The sequence below is a fragment of the Pseudomonas putida genome, assembly GCF_050989985.1.
In the GTDB taxonomy this organism is placed as follows: domain Bacteria; phylum Pseudomonadota; class Gammaproteobacteria; order Pseudomonadales; family Pseudomonadaceae; genus Aquipseudomonas; species Aquipseudomonas putida_AI.
This window is the reverse complement of the sequence record NZ_CP158815.1, coordinates 1,425,372-1,444,646: the sequence shown is the minus strand read 5'-3', so window position 1 is coordinate 1,444,646 and position 19,275 is coordinate 1,425,372. Positions and strand designations below refer to the sequence as shown.

Genomic DNA, 19,275 nt, shown 5'->3' with positions numbered 1-19,275 from the left:
TTCACTACAACGCAATAGTCTATGAGTAGGCTGCCGGTTCGAGGCATGAACGCTTCGATCGGCCGGGAAGATTTGCCCCACCTGCCGCATGGGACTATTGAGGAGCTCGCATGACCAAACAAAACGCCTTTACCCGGGAAGACCTGCTGCGCTGCAGTCGCGGTGAGCTGTTCGGCCCAGGTAACGCGCAACTGCCCGCCCCGAACATGCTGATGGTTGATCGCATCACCCTGATCAGCGAAGAGGGTGGCAAGTACGGCAAAGGTGAATTGGTCGCCGAGCTGGATATCAATCCGGACCTGTGGTTCTTCGCCTGCCATTTCGAAGGCGATCCGGTAATGCCGGGCTGCCTGGGCCTCGACGCCATGTGGCAACTGGTCGGCTTCTTCCTCGGCTGGCAAGGCCTGCCAGGCCGCGGTCGCGCCCTGGGTTCGGGCGAAGTGAAATTCTTCGGCCAGGTCCTGCCGACCGCCAAGAAAGTCACCTACAACATCCATATCAAGCGCGTCCTGAAGGGCAAGCTGAACCTGGCCATTGCCGATGGTTCGGTCACTGTCGACGGTCGCGAAATCTACACCGCCGAAGGCCTCCGTGTCGGCGTGTTCACCTCCACTGACAACTTCTAAGGGTTATTCGCATGCGCCGCGTCGTTATCACTGGTCTGGGCATCGTTTCGTGCCTGGGCAATGACAAAGAGACCGTCTCCGCTAACCTGCGTGCAAGCCGCCCTGGCATCCGGTTCAACCCGGAATATGCCGAAATGGGTCTGCGTAGCCAGGTTTCCGGCTCCATTGACCTCAACCTTGAAGAACTGATCGATCGCAAGATCTATCGCTTCGTCGGCCACGCAGCGGCTTACGCCTACCTGGCCATGAAAGACGCCATCGCTGACTCCGGCCTGACCGAAGAGCAAGTGTCCAACCCGCGTACCGGCCTGATCGCCGGTTCCGGTGGCGCCTCCACGCTGAACCAGATGGAAGCGCTGGACATCCTGCGCGAGAAAGGCGTCAAGCGCGTCGGCCCATACCGCGTAACGCGGACCATGAGCAGCACCGTTTCCGCCTGCCTGGCCACTCCGTTCAAGATCAAGGGCCTGAACTACTCCATCGCTTCGGCCTGCGCCACCAGTGCTCACTGCATCGGTACCGCCATGGAACAGATCCAGATGGGCAAGCAGGACATCGTGTTCGCCGGCGGCGGTGAAGAAGAACACTGGAGCCAGTCGTTCCTGTTCGACGCCATGGGCGCCCTGTCCAGCAAGCGCAACGACACTCCGCAGCAAGCCTCCCGCGCCTACGACGCCGACCGTGACGGTTTCGTCATTGCCGGCGGTGGCGGCATGGTCGTGGTTGAAGAGCTGGAACACGCTCTGGCCCGTGGCGCGAAGATCTACGCGGAAATCGTCGGCTACGGCGCGACTTCCGACGGTTACGACATGGTTGCCCCGAGTGGCGAAGGCGCGATCCGCTGCATGCAGCAGGCGCTGTCCACCGTCGATACCCCGATCGACTACCTGAACACCCACGGCACTTCGACCCCGGTCGGCGACGTCGCGGAAATGAAAGGTGTGCGTGAAGTGTTCGGCGACAAGGCTCCGGCCATCAGCTCCACCAAGAGCCTGTCGGGTCACTCCCTGGGCGCCGCCGGCGTTCACGAAGCGATCTACTGCATGCTGATGATGGAAGGCAACTTCATTGCCGGCTCCGCCAACATCGACGAGCTGGACCCTGAAGTGGCTGACCTGCCGGTTCTGACCAAGACCCAGGAAAATGCCAAGATCGACACCGTGATGAGCAACAGCTTCGGCTTCGGTGGCACCAACGCCACCCTGGTACTGAAGCGCTGGCAGGGCAAGTAATACCCCGCCAATACGCCGCACATGAAAACGCCCCGACTGGTTCGGGGCGTTTTTTTGTAGGTCATAAACACAATCTACTGTGGGAGCGAGCCTGCTCGCGATGAGAATGTATCAGCCAACATTGATGTCGACTGGCACGCCCTCATCGCGAGCAGGCTCGCTCCTACAGGGTCAGTGTTTTGCCCGAAGATCTTCGTCCGGAACATGAAGCTTTTGTCATGGAACCCAGCACAATGCGACTGAATGTCGCGGATTTCGCGGCTTGCAGGACTGTTTCCATTTTTGCAAGAAACCCTTTCCAATCTCAGTCATTTACTTAGCAGGCTAACAAAATCTATAACTGAGTCCTGCACACGCCTTGCTGCAGATATCAGAGAGATTGGAGCTAGCAGATGACTGTAAAAGTAACTGAACGCGACGATTCACATAAATCCCATGAGGGTGTAGCCGCCGGTATCCGGATCTGGGATGTGTACCAACAGGACCTGCTGGTCGGGATGTTCCATTCCGAGAAAGACGCGCAAAACTACAAGGCCGAACTGGAAACGCTGGAGCAACTACGGGAACGCCGCTCCGCCTGAGCCATCCACATACGCAATGACAGCATTGAAAACGACAAACCCCGCCATGAGCGGGGTTTGTCGTTATTGCAAGCCTGCGTGGCTTACCACATCAGATCATCCGGGATCTGGTAGGCCGCGTACGGATCGTCTTCGACAGCGACCTCTTCGGTCTTGACGTTCAGTTGCACGATGCGCTGCGGGTCGCGCTCCTGAATCTTCAGCGCTGCCTCTCGCGGTATCACTTCATAGCCGCCGGCATGGTGCACGATTGCCAGCGAACCGTTACTCAGCTTGTTACGCATCAGCGGGTTGACGGAGAGGCGCTTGACCTTCTTGTCGTCGACGAAGTTGTAGTAGTCCTCGGTCGTCAGCTTCGGCAGACGCGTGGCTTCGATCAACTGCTTGATCTGCGCGACACGAGCCTTGGCCTCAACCTTTTCCTGCTGCTGGCGGTTGAGCTCCTGATCGCGCTTGACCTTCTCGGCCTGGGCCTCCTGGGCTGCGCGCTGCTGAGAGTCATCCAGCTCGATCTGCCCCTTGTGGGCCAGACGCTGTTGTTTCTGCTTCTCTTTGCTGACCTGCTTGGCCTGCTTCTGATTGACCAGCCCTGCTTTGAGCAACTGGTCGCGAAGGGAAATGCTCATGGTGCTTATTACTCACTTAGGCAACTGCTCAACCGCAGCTGGGCACATTCTTTTCCTGGCGTTTGGCTTCGCCCCACAAGGCGTCCAACTCTTCGAGGGTGCAATCTTCCATGGGACGGTGGGTGTCGCGCAATGCCTGTTCGATAAAACGGAAGCGTCGCTCGAACTTGCCGTTGGCGCCACGCAGTGCGGTTTCCGGGTCGACCTTGAGGTGCCGCGCCAGATTGACCACGGAAAACAGCAGGTCGCCGACTTCATCGGCAATCGCCGCCGGGTCGTTGTCGGCCATCGCCTCAAGTATTTCATCGAGTTCTTCACGGACCTTGTCCAGCACCGGCAAGGCATCTGGCCAGTCGAACCCCACCTGCCCTGCGCGTTTTTGCAGCTTGGCCGAGCGAGACAACGCTGGCAGCGCGGCAGGAACGTCATCGAGCAGGGACAGCTGTTGCGGTGCCTCGGATTTCTCGGCGCGCTCTTCAGCCTTGATCTCCTCCCAGCGCTGCTTGACCTGCTCTTCGTTCAGGCGCGGAACATCCAAAGGCGCGTACAGATCACCGGTGGGGAATACGTGGGGATGACGACGGATCAGTTTGCGGGTAATGCTGTCGACCACGCCGGCGAATTCGAAACGACCTTCTTCCCGGGCCAACTGGCTGTAATACACCACCTGGAACAACAGATCGCCCAGCTCACCCTGCAAGTGATCGAAGTCACCACGCTCGATGGCGTCGGCGACTTCGTAGGCTTCTTCAAGGGTGTGCGGGACGATGGTGGCGTAGGTTTGCTTGATGTCCCACGGGCAACCGTACTGTGGGTCGCGCAGGCGGTTCATCAGGTGCAGCAGGTCTTCAAGTGAATACATTTATCGAACTCTGCAAGAACCTGTGGGAGCGAGCCTGCTCGCGATAACGGACTGACAGCAAACGTAAGTGCTGAATGTTAGACCGTCATCGCGAGCAAGCTCGCTCCCACAGTGGATCGGTGTTGAACATGCCATCACGGCGTACGGTTACGCCGCGTTTCGATGATGTTCGGCAATTGGGAAATCCGCCCCAGCAACCGCCCCAGCGCATCCAGCCCCGGAATCTCGATGGTCAGGGACATCAACGCCGTGTTGTCCTCCTTGTTCGAGCGGGTGTTGACCGCCAGCACGTTGATCCGCTCGTTGAGCAGCACCTGGGAAACGTCTCGCAGCAGCCCGGAACGGTCGTAGGCACGAATGACGATGTCCACCGGATAGGTGAGCACCGGCACCGGTCCCCAACTGACCTGGATGATGCGTTCCGGCTCGCGCCCGGACAGTTGCAGCACCGAAGCGCAGTCCTGACGGTGGATGCTGACGCCACGGCCCTGGGTGATGTAGCCGACGATCGCATCCCCCGGCAGCGGCTGGCAGCAGCCGGCCATCTGGGTCATCAGGTTGCCGACGCCCTGGATCTGGATATCGCCACGCTTGCCCGGCTTGTAGCCGGTGGCCTTGCGTGGAATCAGTTCCAGCTGTTCGTTGCCCCGCTCCGGCTCGACCAGTTGCTGTGCCAGGTTGACCAGCTGTGCCAGACGCAAGTCGCCGGCACCGAGGGCGGCAAACATGTCCTCGGCGGTTTTCATATTGGCCTTGTCAGCCAGCTTTTCGAAATCCACCGCTGGCAGACCAAGGCGATTGAGTTCACGCTCCAGCAGGGTTTTACCGGCGGCGACGTTCTGATCACGCGCCTGCAACTTGAACCAGTGAACGATCTTCGCCCGCGCCCGGGACGTGGTGACATAACCCAGGTTCGGGTTCAGCCAGTCGCGGCTTGGCGTGCCGTGCTTGCTGGTGATGATCTCGACCTGTTCACCGGTTTGCAGGCTGTAGTTGAGCGGCACGATGCGCCCGTTGATCTTGGCGCCACGGCAGTTATGCCCGATCTCGGTGTGCACGCGATAGGCGAAGTCCAGCGGCGTCGCGCCCTTCGGCAAGTCGATAGCGTGACCGTCCGGGGTAAAGATGTAGACGCGATCAGGTTCGATATCGACCCGCAACTGTTCCGCCAGGCCACCGATATCACCCAGCTCTTCATGCCACTCGAGCACCTGACGCAGCCAGGAGATTTTCTCTTCGTAGTGATTGGAGCCGGACTTGACGTCGGTGCCCTTGTAGCGCCAGTGCGCGCAAACACCCAGCTCGGCTTCCTCGTGCATGGCGTGGGTGCGGATCTGCACTTCCAGCACCTTGCCCTCGGGGCCGATCACCGCGGTGTGCAGCGAGCGGTAGCCGTTCTCTTTCGGGTTGGCGATGTAGTCGTCGAATTCTTTCGGGATATGGCGCCACAAGGTATGCACGATGCCGAGCGCGGTGTAGCAGTCGCGCATTTCCGGCACCAGCACGCGAACGGCGCGCACGTCGTAGATCTGGCTGAACTCCAGACCCTTGCGCTGCATTTTGCGCCAGATCGAATAGATGTGTTTGGCCCGACCGCTGATGTCCGCCTCGACACCGGTGGCCTGCAGTTCGTTTTTCAGCTGGCTCATCACGTCGCTGATGAAGCGCTCGCGATCCAGTCGCCGCTCGTGGAGCAACTTGGCGATCTGTTTGTACTGATCCGGCTCAAGGTAGCGGAAGGACAAATCCTCCAGCTCCCATTTGATATGACCGATACCCAGGCGGTGGGCGAGCGGCGCGTAGATGTCGAAGACTTCACGGGCCACGCGGTTGCGTTTTTCGTCATCGGCGGTTTTCACCGCGCGGATCGCGCAAGTGCGTTCGGCCAGTTTGATCAGGGCAACGCGAACGTCGTCGACCATGGCCACGAGCATCTTGCGCAGGTTTTCGACCTGGCCCTGAGTGCCCATCACCATGGATTTGCGCGGGCTCAGACTGTCGCTGATCGCCGCCATGCGCTGCACGCCATCGATGAGCTTGGCCACCACGGGACCGAAACGCTGGCTGACTGCCGGCAATGCAATCTGGCCTTCGCGCACGCCTCGGTACAGGACCGCGGCGACCAGCGAATCCTGATCGAGTTTGAGGTCGGCGAGAATCTCGGCGATTTCAAGACCGGTGCGGAAACTCGAGTTGCCTTCCGACCACAGATTCTTCGCCGCATTGGCTTGTTGTTCGGCCTCGCGAGCGTACTCGCAGGCCTCTTTCAAGGCTTCGCGATCCAGTGCCAGATCGACACTGACCGCATGATCGAGCCAAGCCTCGAGATTGATACTGCCGTCGGTGTTGATCGGCTGGTGTGCTCTCACCTGTACCATCTTGCTTACCTTCCCTACGACGCAGATTCAATGCGTCAAATCGCTGACCTTCGTTGCCTGTGCACCCACGTCGGGCTGGTACGCGGCTGCACGGGCGGGTCAGTCGGACCAGACGAGCCGTCCTAGCTCGCTTCAAATAACGCCATGGCTTCGACATGCGCCGTTTGAGGAAACATATCGAGAATCCCGGCACGTTTTAACCGGTAGCCCTGCTTGATCAATTCGACCGTGTCGCGCGCCAGAGTTGCCGGGTTGCACGACACATACACCAGCCGTTCGGCACCCAGCGACTTGAGCTTGCGCACCACCTCGAAAGCACCGTCACGCGGTGGGTCCAAGAGTACCGCACAAAAGCCTTCGCGCGCCCATTCGGCGTCGGTCAAAGGCTGGGATAAATCGGCCTGAAAAAACTTCACATTATGCAGATTGTTGCTAACGGCATTCGCGGCAGCCCGCTCGACCATCACCTGCACGCCTTCCACCGCGACCACTTCGCGAACGGCTTGCGCCAGCGGCAAGGCGAAGTTACCCAAGCCACAGAACAAGTCCAGTACCCGCTCATCTGCGGTCGGTTTCAGCCAATGCAACGCCTGGGCCACCATCGCCTCGTTGACGCCGGCATTGACCTGGACGAAATCCCCGGGGCGATACGCCAGCTCCAGGTTCCACTGTTCCAGGCGATAACCCAACGCTTGATCGGCCTCGACCGGTTGCGGCTCGCCTTCACCGTGAAGCCACAGCTGGGCGTGATGGAAGGCGCAGAAATCCTTGAGGATCGTCAGGTCGGCGTCGGACAACGGCGCCATGTGCCGCAGCAACACCGCCAGCGATGAGCCGCTGAACAACTCCACATGGCCGAGCGCCTGAGGCTTGCTCAAGCGCCGCAGCATCTCCGGCAGGCGGGTCATGATCGGTTGTAGGGGCTGCACCAGCACCGGGCATTCGTCGATGGCGACGATGTCCTGGCTGCCGGCGGCACGGAAACCGACTTCAAGCTTTTTCGCCTTCATGTCCCAGCGCACGGCTACGCGGGCGCGACGGCGATAAGCGAATTCCGGACCGCTCAGAGGTGCGGCCCATTCTTCAGGCTCGACACCGGCAACCTTCGACAATTGCTCGGCGAGCATGCGCTGCTTCAGCGCCAGCTGTTCGCTGTGCGGCAGATGTTGCACGCTGCATCCGCCGCAGCGACCGGCATGGGCGCACGGTGCCGGGCGACGCAGATCACTGGCCTTGAACACCCGCTCGGTACGCGCTTCGACGACTTTGCCATGGGCTCCGAGCACGCGCGCCTCGATCTCCTCACCGGCCAATGCGCCGATGACGAACCAGGTGCGGCCTTCGAAAAACGCGATACCGCGCCCGTCATTCGCCAGGCGCTCGATGGTCAGGCGCTGCTTTTTGCCGGTCGGGATTTGCGGGGCCTTGCTGCCGCCGGTGGGCTGGAAGCGCAGGCCTCTTTCATGTTTGGCCATCAGTTGGGCGCGTCGAAAATGCCGGTCGACAGATAACGGTCGCCACGGTCGCAGATGATCGCGACGATCACCGCGTTTTCAACTTCTTTGGACAGGCGCAACATCCCCGCCACGGCACCGCCCGAGGAAACGCCGCAGAAGATACCTTCTTCGCGGGCCAGGCGACGGGTCACGTCCTCGGCTTCGCTTTGCGCCATGTCGACGATACGGTCCACGCGATCGGCCTGGTAAATCTTCGGCAGGTATTCCTGAGGCCAGCGACGGATGCCCGGGATCGCCGAACCTTCCATGGGTTGCAGACCGATGATCTGCACGTTCTCGTTCTGCTCTTTCAAGTAGCGCGAAACGCCCATGATGGTACCGGTGGTGCCCATAGAGCTGACGAAATGGGTGATGGTGCCCTGGGTCTGGCGCCAGATTTCCGGGCCAGTGGTGGTGTAGTGCGCTTCCGGGTTGTCACCGTTGGCGAACTGATCCAGCACCTTGCCACGGCCTTCGGCTTCCATATGCTGGGCCAGGTCGCGGGCGCCTTCCATGCCCTGCTCCTGGGTTACCAGGATCAGCTCGGCACCGTAGGCAGTCATCGCCGCCTTGCGCTCGGCGCTGGAGTTGTCCGGCATGATCAGGATCATCTTGTAACCCTTGATCGCGGCGGCCATGGCCAGCGCAATCCCGGTATTACCCGAGGTCGCTTCGATCAGCGTATCGCCGGGGCGGATCTGCCCACGCAATTCGGCGCGGGTGATCATCGACAGCGCCGGACGGTCCTTGACCGAACCCGCCGGGTTGTTCCCTTCGAGCTTGAGCAAAAGGGTATTGCTGGTGTCGCCAGCCAGGCGCTGCAAACGGACCAGCGGAGTGTTGCCGACGCAATCGGCGATGGTTGGGTACTGCAAGGTCATGGCGTAATTCGCAATCCAGACTGCGGGGGCGCCTATCATACCGGCAAACCCCGCAAGCCCATATCACGCAAAGTGTGATGCTTATGGCTTATCGGAATAAGCGGCTGATTCAGCCCTATTCTGCCTGTGCGACATTCAAGGCATAAAACTCATGCAGCTTGGCTTGCAGTAACTGTTTGTCCGGCAATTGGACCTGATACTCCGCGATCAGCGCTGGCGACAGGCTACGGTTTAGAGCGTACTCGACGACTTCGTCCTCCTTGCTGGCACAGAGCAAGACACCGATTGCTGGGTTTTCATGAGGTTTGCGTTCGTCGCGATCCAAGGCTTCCAGATAAAAATTCAGCTTGCCCAAATACTCGGGTTCGAAACGCCCGACCTTGAGTTCGATCGCCACCAGGCAGTTGAGACCGCGGTGAAAGAACAGCAAGTCCAGCGCAAAATCACGTCCGCCGACTTGCACCGGGTACTCGGAGCCGACGAAGCAGAAGTCACGGCCAAGCTCACTCAAAAACTCCTTGAGACGCGCCAGCAAGCCCTGATGCAGGTCGGTTTCGGCGTGAACGCCGGGCAGGTCGAGAAACTCGACCATGTAGGCGTCACGGAATATCTCGAGTGCTGAGGGGCGTGTTTGTTTGAGTACTGCGGAGACTTTGGCCGGCTGGGTGATGCTGCGCTCAAACAGTGCCGACTGGAACTGGCGCTCCAGCTCGCGCTTGGACCATTTTTCCTGGATAGCCATACGCAAGTAAAACTCCCGCTCTTCCGGGAGTTTGCTTTGGCTGAAGATGACCAGATTATGGGTCCAGGGTAATTGTCTCACCAGCGGTGAGACTTTCTCGTCGCCCCGGTAAGTCTCGTAGAACTGGCGCATGCGAAACAGATTGGGCCGGGTAAAACCACGCAGCCCCGGTTGAGTCTGAGCCAAATGCTCAGCCAATTGCCCCACCACCGAATCACCCCATTCGGCTTTCTCCAGCTTGCGGCTGATATAAGCCCCAACCTGCCAGTACAAGTCGATCAGTTGGGTATTGACCGCCTGCATCGCTTGCCTTCTGGAACTTTGAATCAGGGCAAGCACTTCATTGAAGCGGCCGTCGGTTGTACTGCCGGGCACTTGGGATACGGACATGCAAGACTCCTAGGACATGAGCAAAAGCGTGAGCTTAAGCCGCCAAGGATGTTTGAAATTACCGGTGATACCCTTTGGGAAATGCCCTACAGAATCTCGGGAACGTGCTGGCAAAATCAGTGCGATGAGGGATGAGAGCCCACTTCGCAAACAGGCTCGCTCCTACATTCTAATTCTGGTTTTTCACACTATCTGTGGTCGGCACACATCCACTGTTGGAGCGAGCCTGCTCGCGATGGCGTCGTCACTGTCGCCAGTATCATCGGCCACCAACCGCATATTCATCCGCAACCCGCTCCCGGTGTTCTGCGCCCAAAGCATCCCGCCTTGTCGCTGTACCGCATTGCGCGCAATGCTCAACCCCAAGCCAAACCCGCCATCCCCCGGCCGCGAGCCATCGAGTCGGGTAAAAGGCAGGAAGATCCGTTCCAGATCCGCTTCCGCCACACCACCGCCCTGATCCTCCAGCCACAGGTGCCAGTATTTGCCGTCACGTTTTGCGCCAAGCGTGACCATGCCGCCCTTGGGCGAGTGCCGGATCGCATTGCGCAGCATGTTTTCCAGCGCCTGGGCCAGGGTATTGAGATGGCCGCGTACCCAGCAGGACGAATCCACCGAACACTGCAGTTGCCCGTCTGGCCAACAGCTTTCATAGCAGGCATTTTCCGTGAGCATTTCCCACAAGGCCTGGATCTGGATCGCTTCGTCGGGCAAGCGGGTGCGTTCGGTGTCGAGCCAGGCCAGTTGCAGGGTGTCCTCCACCAACCGTTGCATGCCGTCGACCTCACGGCCGATGCGCTCGCGCAGGGCTTGCAAATCCTGCTCGCTTTCACTGGCCACCCGCAGGCGACTCAGCGGCGTGCGCAATTCGTGGGACAGGTCGCGAAGCAGTTGCTGTTGCAACGCCACGGTGCTTTGCAGGCGTTCGGACATGTGATCGAACGCCCTGCCCAGTTCGCCCAATTCATCGGCACGATTGGTGGTGCGACTGGATAACCGCACATTCAATTGGTCGGCGCGCCAGGCATTGGCTTGCGCACGCAGATGATTGAGCGGCACCACCAACAAGCGGTACAGCCCGACGCACAACAATAAAGTGAAGAGCCCCGGAATCACGCCATTGGTAATGACCCGCCAGAATACTCGGTAGCGCCCGGGCACAAAGCGCTCGGGCAGTTCGATCACCAGGCTGCCGGCAGAGGGTTCTCGGGGAAATGACACGCGCATCCACGGCCGGCCTTTCTTGTGGATGGGCCAATCCAGACCGCGCAGGAAGGTCAGGTGTTCGATGTCCTTGTCCGAGAGCGATTGGCTCCCCAGGGACTGCAGATCACCGCCGATGACGCCGACCCAACTCTTTTCGCGATGCCGCATGCCTTGCAGCCAGCTATCGACGCCCTCGCGCTGACGCTGCCGCCACGCCTGTTCGGCTTCGGCGGCATAGCGCGTCAGGGTGCCGCGAGCCTCGTCGGAAAGAAACTGGTTGCGCTCTTCCATGTAGCGCCCCCAGGACCAGCTCAGCCAGATCATCAGCAGACAGAACGCCACCAGCAAGCAGGCGAGCTTCCAGAACAGCGAGTGCCGCCCCGGCAGATTACATTTCATCGACGGCACTCAGGATGTAGCCCTTGCCCCAGACCGTGCGCACTTCGCGCTCGGTGTAGCCGATGGCCTTGAGCTTGCGACGGATCTGGCTGATGTGCATGTCCAGGCTGCGGTCATGGGCCGCGTAGCCACGCTGCAGGACGTGCTGATAAAGGAAGGCTTTGCTCAAGACTTCATCGTCGTTGCGGTTCAGGGTCTCCAGCAATCGATACTCGGTACGGGTCAGACCCGCCGCCTGCTCACCATAAAAGACCTCGAACAGTTCATCGTCGAAACGCAGGCTGTCCAGCACCGGGATGATGGCCCCGAGCATTGGCCGACGATCGAGCGCCACCCGACGCAGAATCGCTTCAATGCGTACCCGCAACTCGACCATGCTGAACGGCTTGGGCAGGTAATCGTCCGCGCCGAGGCGAAAACCGCTGATGCGATCCGCCTCGGCACCGAGCGCCGACATCAGCACCACCGGGGTCGAATGGCTCTGGCGCAGTTGTGTCAGAACCGAGAGGCCATCCAGGCCGGGGAGCAAAATGTCCATCAGCACCACATCGAAAGGTTGCCGGCGGGCAGCCTCCAGCCCTTCCTGGCCGTTCTGGCACCAGGTCACCTGGAAGCCGCTACGGCCCAGATGTTCGTGGACATAGGCACCGAGCACAAGGTCGTCTTCGATGGAAAGGATGCGGGGATGGCCGGCGGTAATGGGAGTCATGGGTATCTGCAAATAATTCTCAGTTGGCGATTATTCAAGATTGAGCGGTGCGGGACAAGTCGAGGGGCCGACCGCGGCAGGAAACGGCTGATCCGGGCGACGAATGACGCGATCGATTTTTACGAAGATTGCCCGCTTGCAAATCGTTACACTGCGCAAATGGTGCGTACCGGACGTATGCGCAGGTCTATCGATAGCTGGATGCAGGAGAGATGCGTGCTCACGAAACTGGGAATTAAAGGCCGCGTGCTATTGCTGACCCTGTTGCCGACCAGTCTGATGGCGCTGGTCCTGGGCGGTTATTTCACCTGGATGCAGCAAGCGGATTTGCACGCCCAACTCATGCAGCGCGGCCAGATGATCGCCGAGCAACTGGCGCCCCTGGTGGCGCCGGCCATGGGGCACAGGAACGCCGGACTGCTGGAGCGCATTGCCACCCAATCCCTGGAACAACCGGACGTGCGCGCCGTGACCTTCCTCGCGCCGGACCGCACGCTGCTGGCACACGCCGGGCCTATCATGCTCAATCAGGCACCGCTGGGCGAAGGTTCGCAGATGCTGAGCCGCAGCGGCAATGATGCAACCCGCTACCTGCTGCCGGTGTTCGGCAAGCACCGCAACCTGGCCGGCGATGTCATTCCCGAGGAAAGCGACCGCTTGTTGGGCTGGGTCGAACTGGAGCTGTCCCACAGCAGCATGCTGTTGCGTGGTTATCGCAGTCTGTTTGCCAGCATGATGCTGATCCTGGCGGGACTTGGAGGCGCGGCGTTGCTGGCCCTGCGCATGGGCCGCACGATCAATCGACCGATTACCCAGATCAAGCAGGCCGTGGCCCAGCTCAAGGACGGTCATCTGGAAACCCGCCTGCCGCCCCTCGGCAGCCAGGAACTGGATGAACTGGCGTCCGGCATCAACCGCATGGCCGGCACCCTGCAGAACGCTCAGGAAGAATTGCAGCACAGTGTCGACCAGGCCACCGAAGACGTGCGCCAGAACCTGGAAACCATCGAGATCCAGAACATCGAGCTCGATCTGGCGCGCAAGGAAGCCCTGGAAGCGAGCCGGATCAAATCCGAATTCCTCGCCAACATGAGCCACGAGATCCGCACGCCGCTCAATGGCATTCTCGGTTTCACCCATCTGTTGCAAAAGAGCGAGTTGACCCCGCGCCAGCTCGACTATCTGGGCACCATCGAAAAGTCCGCCGACAGCCTGCTGGGGATCATCAACGAGATCCTCGACTTCTCGAAGATCGAGGCCGGCAAGCTGGTGCTCGACCATATTCCGTTCAACCTGCGCGACCTGCTGCAGGACACCCTGACCATCCTCGCCCCGGCCGCACACGCCAAGCAGCTGGAGCTGGTCAGCCTGGTGTACCGCGACACGCCGCTGTCGCTGGTGGGCGATCCGTTGCGCCTCAAGCAGATCCTCACCAACCTGGTCAGTAACGCGATCAAGTTCACCCGCGAAGGCACCATCGTCGCCCGCGCCATGCTGGAAGAAGAACACGAAGACAGCGTGCAACTGCGCATCAGCATACAGGACACCGGCATCGGCCTGTCGAACCAGGATGTGCGCGCACTGTTCCAGGCGTTCAGCCAGGCCGACAACTCGCTGTCCCGGCAACCCGGCGGTACCGGCCTGGGGCTGGTGATTTCCAAGCGCCTGATCGAACAGATGGGCGGTGAGATCGGCGTCGACAGCACGCCGGGCGAAGGTTCGGAATTCTGGATCAGCCTGAGCCTGCCCAAGACCCGCGACGATCCCGAGGACCTGCCCGGCCCGCCGTTGTCCGGACGGCGCGTGGCGGTGCTGGAAAATCACGAACTGGCCCGCCAGGCGCTGCAGCATCAACTGGAAGATTGCGGCCTGGCAGTCGCCCCGTTCGCCACTCTGGAAGGCCTCGCCAATGGCGTGACCGCGGCCCATCAGACCGATCAATCGATCGATCTGGCGGTGCTGGGCGTCACCAGTAACGACATGCCGCCGGAGCGTCTCAACCAGCACATCTGGGACCTCGAACACCTGGGCTGCAAAGTGCTGGTGCTGTGCCCGACCACGGAACAGACACTGTTCCACCTCTCGGTCCCCAACCCCCACAGCCAGCTCCAGGCCAAACCGGCCTGCACCCGCAAACTGCGACGCGCACTGTCTGATCTGGTCAACCCGCGCCTGCCCCGCACCGAGCCTGGCGAACCGGTCTCCAGCCGCGCACCAAAGGTACTTTGCGTCGACGACAACCCGGCCAACCTGATGCTGGTACAAACCCTGCTCGAAGACATGGGCGCCAAGGTGCTGGCCGTGGAAAGCGGATATGCCGCCATCAAGGCGGTACAGAACGAGACCTTCGACCTGGTGCTGATGGACGTGCAGATGCCCGGCATGGACGGACGCCAAACCACCGAAGCGATCCGCCTCTGGGAAAGCGAACGGCATTGCACGCCGCTGCCGATCGTTGCCCTCACCGCCCACGCCATGGCCAATGAAAAACGCGCGCTGCTGCAAAGTGGCATGGACGACTACCTGACCAAACCGATCAGCGAACGGCAACTGGCGCAAGTGGTGCTGAAGTGGAGCGGCTTGGCGCTGCGCAACCATAGCCCGGAACGCCCGGGGGACAGCCATGGTGGCGCCTATGATTTGCAGGTGCTGGATCACGAAGAAGGGTTGCGCCTGGCCGCCGGCAAGGCCGATCTGGCCGCGGACATGCTGGCGATGCTGCTGGCATCGCTGGAGGCCGACCGTGAGGCGATCCGCCAGGCCCAGGAAAACCACGACCACAACGCCTTGATCGAGCGGGTTCATCGTCTGCACGGCGCCACCCGCTATTGTGGCGTTCCGCAATTGCGCGCCGCCTGCCAGCGCAGCGAAACCCTGCTCAAGCAAAAGGACCCGAAGGCCTTCGGCGCCCTGGAAGAGCTCGACCGGGCGATCAATCGCCTGGCTGCCCAGGCGCGGATCAATGCTTGATTTGGCGCAATGGCGCTGCGAATACCAAGCGCTAAGCTCACCACAGTCCCTGTGGGAGCTGGCTTGCCAGCGATGGAGCCCTCAAATTTTGCGTTGTTCTTGAGGTTGCCTTCGCTGGCAAGCCAGCTCCCACAGGGTTGGGGTAGCCTTCAAGATTCACGCTCCAGGAGTAGCGCATGCGCACCATTCTTTTCAGCAGCCAGACCTACGACCGCGACAGTTTTCTCGCCGCCGAGCTGCCGCCCGGCATCGAACTGCACTTTCAAGCGGCACGGCTGAGCCTGGATACGGCGGCGCTGGCGGAACACCACGAAGTGGTCTGCGCCTTCATCAATGATGACCTCGGCGCCCCGGTGCTGGAGCGCCTGGCCGCTGGCGGTACACGACTGATTGCCCTGCGCTCGGCCGGGTACAACCATGTCGACCTCGCGACGGCGAAACGCCTGGGGCTGACGATCGTCCGGGTACCGGCCTACTCGCCCCATGCGGTGGCGGAGCACGCGGTGGCACTGATCCTGGCGCTGAACCGGCGCTTGCACCGCGCCTACAACCGGACCCGCGAAGGCGATTTTACATTGCATGGGCTGACCGGCTTCGATCTGGTGGGCAAGACCGTCGGTGTGGTCGGCACCGGGCAGATCGGCGCCACCTTCGCCAAAATCATGCACGGCTTCGGCTGCCGGTTGCTGGCCTATGACCCTTATCCCAACCCGCAGGTCGAAGCGCTGGGTGCCCGTTACCTGGACTTGCCGCAACTGCTGGCCGAATCGCAGATCATCAGTCTGCACTGCCCGCTCAACGAGCAAAGCAAACACTTGATCAACCGCCAATCGCTGGCGCACATGCAACCCGGGGCCATGTTGATCAACACCGGCCGCGGCGGCCTGGTGGACACACCCGCGCTGATCGACGCATTAAAGGAAGGGCAACTGGGTTATCTGGGGCTGGATGTTTATGAAGAGGAAGCGCAACTGTTCTTCGAGGACCGCTCCGACCTGCCCCTGCAGGACGATGTCCTGGCGCGATTGCTGACCTTTCCCAACGTGATAGTCACCGCGCACCAGGCCTTCCTGACCCGCGAAGCCCTGGGCGCGATTGCCGCGACCACCTTGCAGAACATCGCGAGCTGGGCAGCCGGTTCGGTACAGAGTCAGGTCGAGGGCTGATCCCTTCAGCCCCTGGACAACGCAATCATCAATCCCAGCCAGCCGAAACCGATCAGGCGCTGCAGATTGGAATGCCCGGGGCGCAGCAGGAACCAGACGAAAAACGGTGGCAGCAAAAACACCATGATTTTCAGCCATAGCTCGACCGGGCGTGGCCCTGTTGGCGCCGCAACCGGGACCTCGACTTGCGGTTCAACCTCCGTATCGGCCTCCGGCTTGCGTCGGCGCCCGAAAGCCGCCGGGCTCACCCGGGGAATGCTCTCATCGGTGGGTAAACGCCCAAAGGAAATTGGCGCCTCCTGCTGCGTTGCATTCGCCTTTGCAGCTTGCACCGTCCCCGTTGGCGCACCGCAATGAATGCAGGCTGGCGCCATTGAACTGATGCTTTGCTTACATTCAAAACACTCAATTAACGCCATATCCGTTCCTTAGCAGTGCAAAAGAGGCAGTTTGCCATGAGTCGGTCGGTAAACTGAACCTGATCGAAGGTCATGTGCCCGCACCATGCTGCTCGTATGCCCGTGCTAGCATATCGCGCATATTTGGAGGACCCATGGTCGAACACGATTTCCGCTACAGCCTGATGAACCCGCAACACACCCTCACTGAATGCCGCGCCCTGGTGCCGGGGCGCTATCAAGTCACCGGCAACGGTGGCTCGATTCGCAACAATGACGTGCTGGTCGTGACCCTCAAAGGTGCCAAAGACTTGTCCATGCGCCTGACCGTCGAAACGGTTCGCCACTTGATCAACCCGCCCGGCCAATGGGTGGCGGTAGCCAGTGGTCCGGTGTTCGGCGAGCTGGCAATCCACACCTGGCAGGTGAACTGCGACAGCTGCGCCAAGGAGCTGAGTTTCGAGTTCGCGGTCGACGCCAAACTGGGTAACAAGGCCGAAAAGCCCGCCGCCACTGCGCGGATTGCCGAGCTGGGCTGGAAGTCCGTCGGCGAGAAACACCTGTGCCCGAAATGCCAGGAGCCTGCGTGATGAAACACCAAGCTCTGGCCGCGATGGTAGGTGCCGGCCTCATGGGCTGCGCCGCCGAACCGGTGCAATTGCAGCAGAACCGCAGTTACATTCTGGAGTGGATCGGCGAACGCCCGCTGATGGATTACAGCCACCTGACCATCACCCTCGGTGAAGACGGTCGCGCCTACGGGAATGGCGGCTGCAACCACTGGTTCGCGCCGTACACGCTCGAAGGCAACAAGCTGACTTTCGGCAAAATCGGCAGCACCCGCAAACTCTGCGCACCGGCGCTGATGGAGCAGGAAAAACGCTTCCTGCAGGCCCTGGAAAACGTGCAGCGCTGGGACGTCTCGTCCATCGAGCAGATGCGCTTCTGGCCCGCCGAAGGCAAGCCGCTGCGCTGGTGGCTTGAAGAGGGTTGATCCGCTGAAAAGATCGCAGCCTTCGGCAGCTCCTACATGGGATTTAAGTACACCTTTGTAGGCATTGCCGAAGGCTGCGATCTTTTGCTTCAGTTTTTAGCCTGCAACGCCTCCAGCTTCGCCATCACCCCCGCCGCCGTCTGCTCGCCCATCAGCTGTTCCCGCACCTTGCCCTTGTTATCGATGATGTAGGTCACCGGCAAAGCCTCACTGCGCGGCAGTTCAAACAGTTCGGAAGGATCCTGCGCCAGCACGGTGAATTTGATCCCGAGTTTCTCACTGGCATTTTTCAGCTCTTCGCCCTGCACGTTGTCGAAGTTGACCCCGAACACACCGATCTTCCTGTCCTTGAGTTGCTCGGCCAGGTGGTTCAATTCCGGAATCTCGGTTCGGCACGGACCGCACCATTCGGCCCAGTAATTGAGCACCAGCCATTGTTTGTCCAGGCGATCGGCAGCGACCTTCTGCCCGTTCTGATCGATCCCGTAATCGTTACCGCACCCCGCCAGCATCAAAGCCCCGATGATCGCCAATGCCGCTGCCAGTCGCCTTGCCATGTCGTGATCCTTGTCGAAAAAAGAATACTGCCGCGACCCATTGCCTCCCAAGGTTCTGGATTACGCGTTGCACAGTTAGAATAGCCGCCACCTTACACAACATGCGACCCGCTCATGACCGATCTGACGCTTTATCACAACCCGCGCTGCTCGAAATCCCGGGGTGCGCTCGAACTGCTTGAAGCCCGTGGCCTGGCCCCGACCGTGGTCCGCTATCTGGAAACCCCGCTGGACGCCGCGCAAATCCAGAGCCTGTTGGCCAAGCTGGGCATCGGCGCCCGGGAACTGCTGCGCACTGGCGAGGATGAGTACAAGACACTCAACCTGGCGGACACCACACTCAGCGAAGCGCAATTGATCGCCGCCATCGCTGCCCACCCGAAACTCATGGAGCGACCGATCTTGGCAGTCGGCAACAAAGCCATCATCGGCCGTCCACCGGAGCAGATCCTGGAACTGCTGCCATGAGTGCACCGTACATTCTGGTGCTGTATTACAGCCGCAGCGGTTCGACCAATGAAATGGCGCGGCAGATCGCCCGCGGCGTGGAGCAGGCTGGCCTTGAAGCGCGGCTGCGCACGGTGCCGGCGATTTCCACCGAATGCGAAGCCGTGTCGCCGGATATTCCCGACGAAGGCCCGCTGTACGCCAGCCTCGACGATCTGAAGAACTGCGCCGGCCTGGCCCTGGGCAGCCCGACCCGCTTCGGCAACATGGCGGCGCCACTCAAATACTTCCTCGACGGCACCAGCAATCTGTGGCTGACCGGTGCCCTGGTGGGCAAACCGGCTGGCGTGTTCACCTCCACCGCGAGCCTGCACGGCGGCCAGGAAACCACCTTGCTGTCGATGATGTTGCCGTTGCTGCACCACGGCATGCTGATCACCGGCCTGCCGTACAGCGAATCGGCGCTGCTGGAAACCCAGGGCGGCGGCACGCCCTATGGCGCCAGCCATCACGCCGGGGCCGATGGCAAAAGTGGCCTGGACTCCCACGAAGTGGCGCTGTGCCGCGCACTGGGTATGCGCCTGGCCAAGACCGCACAGAAGCTGGAGGGCTGAG

19 protein-coding genes are annotated in these 19,275 nt (G+C 60.8%); 9 read left to right on the top strand and 10 right to left on the bottom strand.

Translation table 11 applies throughout. The features are described 5' to 3' along the window. Positions 1-110: 110 nt before the first annotated feature. The 3 genes from fabA to ABTV29_RS06925 all read left to right on the top strand — a co-directional run bounded on the left by fabA (position 111) and on the right by ABTV29_RS06925 (position 2,439). Entirely contained in the window at positions 111-626 is a 516-nt protein-coding gene (fabA, locus tag ABTV29_RS06935) for a 3-hydroxyacyl-[acyl-carrier-protein] dehydratase FabA (protein WP_003227150.1), read from the top strand. Between the two features lie 11 nt (positions 627-637). Beyond that, positions 638-1,858, top strand: a complete 1,221-nt coding sequence (gene fabB, locus ABTV29_RS06930) for a beta-ketoacyl-ACP synthase I (protein ID WP_207266678.1) — start codon at positions 638-640, stop codon at positions 1,856-1,858. Positions 1,859-2,250: 392 nt separating this feature from the next. Beyond that, complete coding sequence (locus ABTV29_RS06925; protein WP_433769402.1) at positions 2,251-2,439, top strand: hypothetical protein; 189 nt, start codon at positions 2,251-2,253, stop codon at positions 2,437-2,439. Positions 2,440-2,522: 83 nt separating this feature from the next. Here ABTV29_RS06925 and ABTV29_RS06920 read toward each other — a convergent pair whose 3' ends face one another. The 8 genes from ABTV29_RS06920 to ABTV29_RS06885 all read right to left on the bottom strand — a co-directional run bounded on the left by ABTV29_RS06920 (position 2,523) and on the right by ABTV29_RS06885 (position 12,128). Further along, entirely contained in the window at positions 2,523-3,065 is a 543-nt protein-coding gene (locus tag ABTV29_RS06920) for a DUF2058 domain-containing protein (protein ID WP_433769401.1), read from the bottom strand. Positions 3,066-3,093: 28 nt separating this feature from the next. After that, on the bottom strand, positions 3,094-3,927 hold the full coding sequence (mazG, locus tag ABTV29_RS06915; RefSeq protein WP_433769400.1) for a nucleoside triphosphate pyrophosphohydrolase: 834 nt from the start codon (positions 3,925-3,927) through the stop codon (positions 3,094-3,096). 134 nt (positions 3,928-4,061) lie between these two features. After that, a complete protein-coding gene (gene relA / locus ABTV29_RS06910) occupies positions 4,062-6,305 on the bottom strand; it encodes a GTP diphosphokinase (RefSeq protein WP_433769399.1) in 2,244 nt (747 codons plus the stop codon). 122 nt (positions 6,306-6,427) lie between these two features. Next, complete coding sequence (gene rlmD / locus ABTV29_RS06905) at positions 6,428-7,780, bottom strand: 23S rRNA (uracil(1939)-C(5))-methyltransferase RlmD (RefSeq protein ID WP_433769398.1); 1,353 nt, start codon at positions 7,778-7,780, stop codon at positions 6,428-6,430. Further along, on the bottom strand, positions 7,780-8,682 hold the full coding sequence (gene cysM / locus ABTV29_RS06900; RefSeq protein WP_433769397.1) for a cysteine synthase CysM: 903 nt from the start codon (positions 8,680-8,682) through the stop codon (positions 7,780-7,782). The genes rlmD and cysM overlap by 1 nt, the downstream gene beginning before the upstream one ends. Positions 8,683-8,797: 115 nt before the next feature. Then, positions 8,798-9,814, bottom strand: coding sequence for a PDDEXK nuclease domain-containing protein (locus ABTV29_RS06895; protein WP_433769396.1), 1,017 nt, complete (start codon positions 9,812-9,814; stop codon positions 8,798-8,800). A gap of 183 nt (positions 9,815-9,997) precedes the next feature. Beyond that, positions 9,998-11,419: a histidine kinase sensor domain-containing protein gene (locus ABTV29_RS06890; RefSeq protein ID WP_433769395.1), complete on the bottom strand. Its 1,422-nt coding sequence runs from the start codon at positions 11,417-11,419 to the stop codon at positions 9,998-10,000. Further along, positions 11,409-12,128, bottom strand: coding sequence for a response regulator transcription factor (locus ABTV29_RS06885; RefSeq protein WP_433769394.1), 720 nt, complete (start codon positions 12,126-12,128; stop codon positions 11,409-11,411). Before ABTV29_RS06885 ends, ABTV29_RS06890 begins: the two co-directional genes overlap by 11 nt. Positions 12,129-12,344: 216 nt before the next feature. Between ABTV29_RS06885 and ABTV29_RS06880 the strand changes: the two genes are divergently transcribed. Together ABTV29_RS06880 and ABTV29_RS06875 are read left to right on the top strand one after the other, a co-directional pair. Continuing rightward, positions 12,345-15,098 (top strand): response regulator, encoded by a 2,754-nt coding sequence (locus tag ABTV29_RS06880; RefSeq protein WP_433769393.1) that lies wholly within the window; start codon positions 12,345-12,347, stop codon positions 15,096-15,098. 176 nt (positions 15,099-15,274) lie between these two features. After that, positions 15,275-16,264: a 2-hydroxyacid dehydrogenase gene (locus tag ABTV29_RS06875; RefSeq protein WP_433769392.1), complete on the top strand. Its 990-nt coding sequence runs from the start codon at positions 15,275-15,277 to the stop codon at positions 16,262-16,264. A gap of 5 nt (positions 16,265-16,269) precedes the next feature. Here ABTV29_RS06875 and ABTV29_RS06870 read toward each other — a convergent pair whose 3' ends face one another. Beyond that, the gene (locus tag ABTV29_RS06870) at positions 16,270-16,683 is read right to left on the bottom strand and encodes a hypothetical protein (RefSeq protein WP_433769391.1); all 414 of its coding nucleotides are present in this window, start codon (positions 16,681-16,683) and stop codon (positions 16,270-16,272) included. A 134-nt stretch (positions 16,684-16,817) separates the two neighbouring features. Here ABTV29_RS06870 and ABTV29_RS06865 point away from each other — a divergent pair, with 134 nt between their 5' ends. Next, a complete protein-coding gene (locus tag ABTV29_RS06865) occupies positions 16,818-17,252 on the top strand; it encodes a hypothetical protein (protein ID WP_084321985.1) in 435 nt (144 codons plus the stop codon). Continuing rightward, positions 17,252-17,656, top strand: a complete 405-nt coding sequence (locus tag ABTV29_RS06860; protein WP_433769390.1) for an META domain-containing protein — start codon at positions 17,252-17,254, stop codon at positions 17,654-17,656. The genes ABTV29_RS06865 and ABTV29_RS06860 overlap by 1 nt, the downstream gene beginning before the upstream one ends. 89 nt (positions 17,657-17,745) lie before the next feature. On the opposite strand, the gene ABTV29_RS06855 is transcribed toward ABTV29_RS06860, so the two are convergent. Then, positions 17,746-18,213 carry a TlpA disulfide reductase family protein gene (locus tag ABTV29_RS06855; protein ID WP_433769389.1) on the bottom strand — a complete coding sequence of 156 codons (468 nt, stop codon included), beginning with the start codon at positions 18,211-18,213 and terminating at the stop codon, positions 17,746-17,748. Positions 18,214-18,327: 114 nt separating this feature from the next. On the opposite strand from ABTV29_RS06855, the gene arsC reads away from it, so the two are divergent. Together arsC and wrbA are read left to right on the top strand one after the other, a co-directional pair. Next, the gene (arsC, locus tag ABTV29_RS06850) at positions 18,328-18,681 is read left to right on the top strand and encodes an arsenate reductase (glutaredoxin) (protein WP_433769388.1); all 354 of its coding nucleotides are present in this window, start codon (positions 18,328-18,330) and stop codon (positions 18,679-18,681) included. After that, complete coding sequence (gene wrbA, locus ABTV29_RS06845; RefSeq protein ID WP_433769387.1) at positions 18,678-19,274, top strand: NAD(P)H:quinone oxidoreductase; 597 nt, start codon at positions 18,678-18,680, stop codon at positions 19,272-19,274. Before arsC ends, wrbA begins: the two co-directional genes overlap by 4 nt. The last annotated feature ends 1 nt before the right edge of the window (position 19,275 follow it).

Bases quoted from the DNA above. Each gene is read 5' to 3' on its own strand.
- fabA (WP_003227150.1), top strand. From the start codon at position 111: ATGACCAAACAAAACGCCTTTACCCGGGAAGACCTGCTGCGCTGCAGT.
- fabB (WP_207266678.1), top strand. From the start codon at position 638: ATGCGCCGCGTCGTTATCACTGGTCTGGGCATCGTTTCGTGCCTGGGC.
- ABTV29_RS06925 (WP_433769402.1), top strand. From the start codon at position 2,251: ATGACTGTAAAAGTAACTGAACGCGACGATTCACATAAATCCCATGAG.
- ABTV29_RS06920 (WP_433769401.1), bottom strand. From the start codon at position 3,065: ATGAGCATTTCCCTTCGCGACCAGTTGCTCAAAGCAGGGCTGGTCAAT.
- mazG (WP_433769400.1), bottom strand. From the start codon at position 3,927: ATGTATTCACTTGAAGACCTGCTGCACCTGATGAACCGCCTGCGCGAC.
- relA (WP_433769399.1), bottom strand. From the start codon at position 6,305: ATGGTACAGGTGAGAGCACACCAGCCGATCAACACCGACGGCAGTATC.
- rlmD (WP_433769398.1), bottom strand. From the start codon at position 7,780: ATGGCCAAACATGAAAGAGGCCTGCGCTTCCAGCCCACCGGCGGCAGC.
- cysM (WP_433769397.1), bottom strand. From the start codon at position 8,682: ATGACCTTGCAGTACCCAACCATCGCCGATTGCGTCGGCAACACTCCG.
- ABTV29_RS06895 (WP_433769396.1), bottom strand. From the start codon at position 9,814: ATGTCCGTATCCCAAGTGCCCGGCAGTACAACCGACGGCCGCTTCAAT.
- ABTV29_RS06890 (WP_433769395.1), bottom strand. From the start codon at position 11,419: ATGAAATGTAATCTGCCGGGGCGGCACTCGCTGTTCTGGAAGCTCGCC.
- ABTV29_RS06885 (WP_433769394.1), bottom strand. From the start codon at position 12,128: ATGACTCCCATTACCGCCGGCCATCCCCGCATCCTTTCCATCGAAGAC.
- ABTV29_RS06875 (WP_433769392.1), top strand. From the start codon at position 15,275: ATGCGCACCATTCTTTTCAGCAGCCAGACCTACGACCGCGACAGTTTT.
- ABTV29_RS06870 (WP_433769391.1), bottom strand. From the start codon at position 16,683: ATGGCGTTAATTGAGTGTTTTGAATGTAAGCAAAGCATCAGTTCAATG.
- ABTV29_RS06865 (WP_084321985.1), top strand. From the start codon at position 16,818: ATGGTCGAACACGATTTCCGCTACAGCCTGATGAACCCGCAACACACC.
- ABTV29_RS06860 (WP_433769390.1), top strand. From the start codon at position 17,252: ATGAAACACCAAGCTCTGGCCGCGATGGTAGGTGCCGGCCTCATGGGC.
- ABTV29_RS06855 (WP_433769389.1), bottom strand. From the start codon at position 18,213: ATGGCAAGGCGACTGGCAGCGGCATTGGCGATCATCGGGGCTTTGATG.
- arsC (WP_433769388.1), top strand. From the start codon at position 18,328: ATGACCGATCTGACGCTTTATCACAACCCGCGCTGCTCGAAATCCCGG.
- wrbA (WP_433769387.1), top strand. From the start codon at position 18,678: ATGAGTGCACCGTACATTCTGGTGCTGTATTACAGCCGCAGCGGTTCG.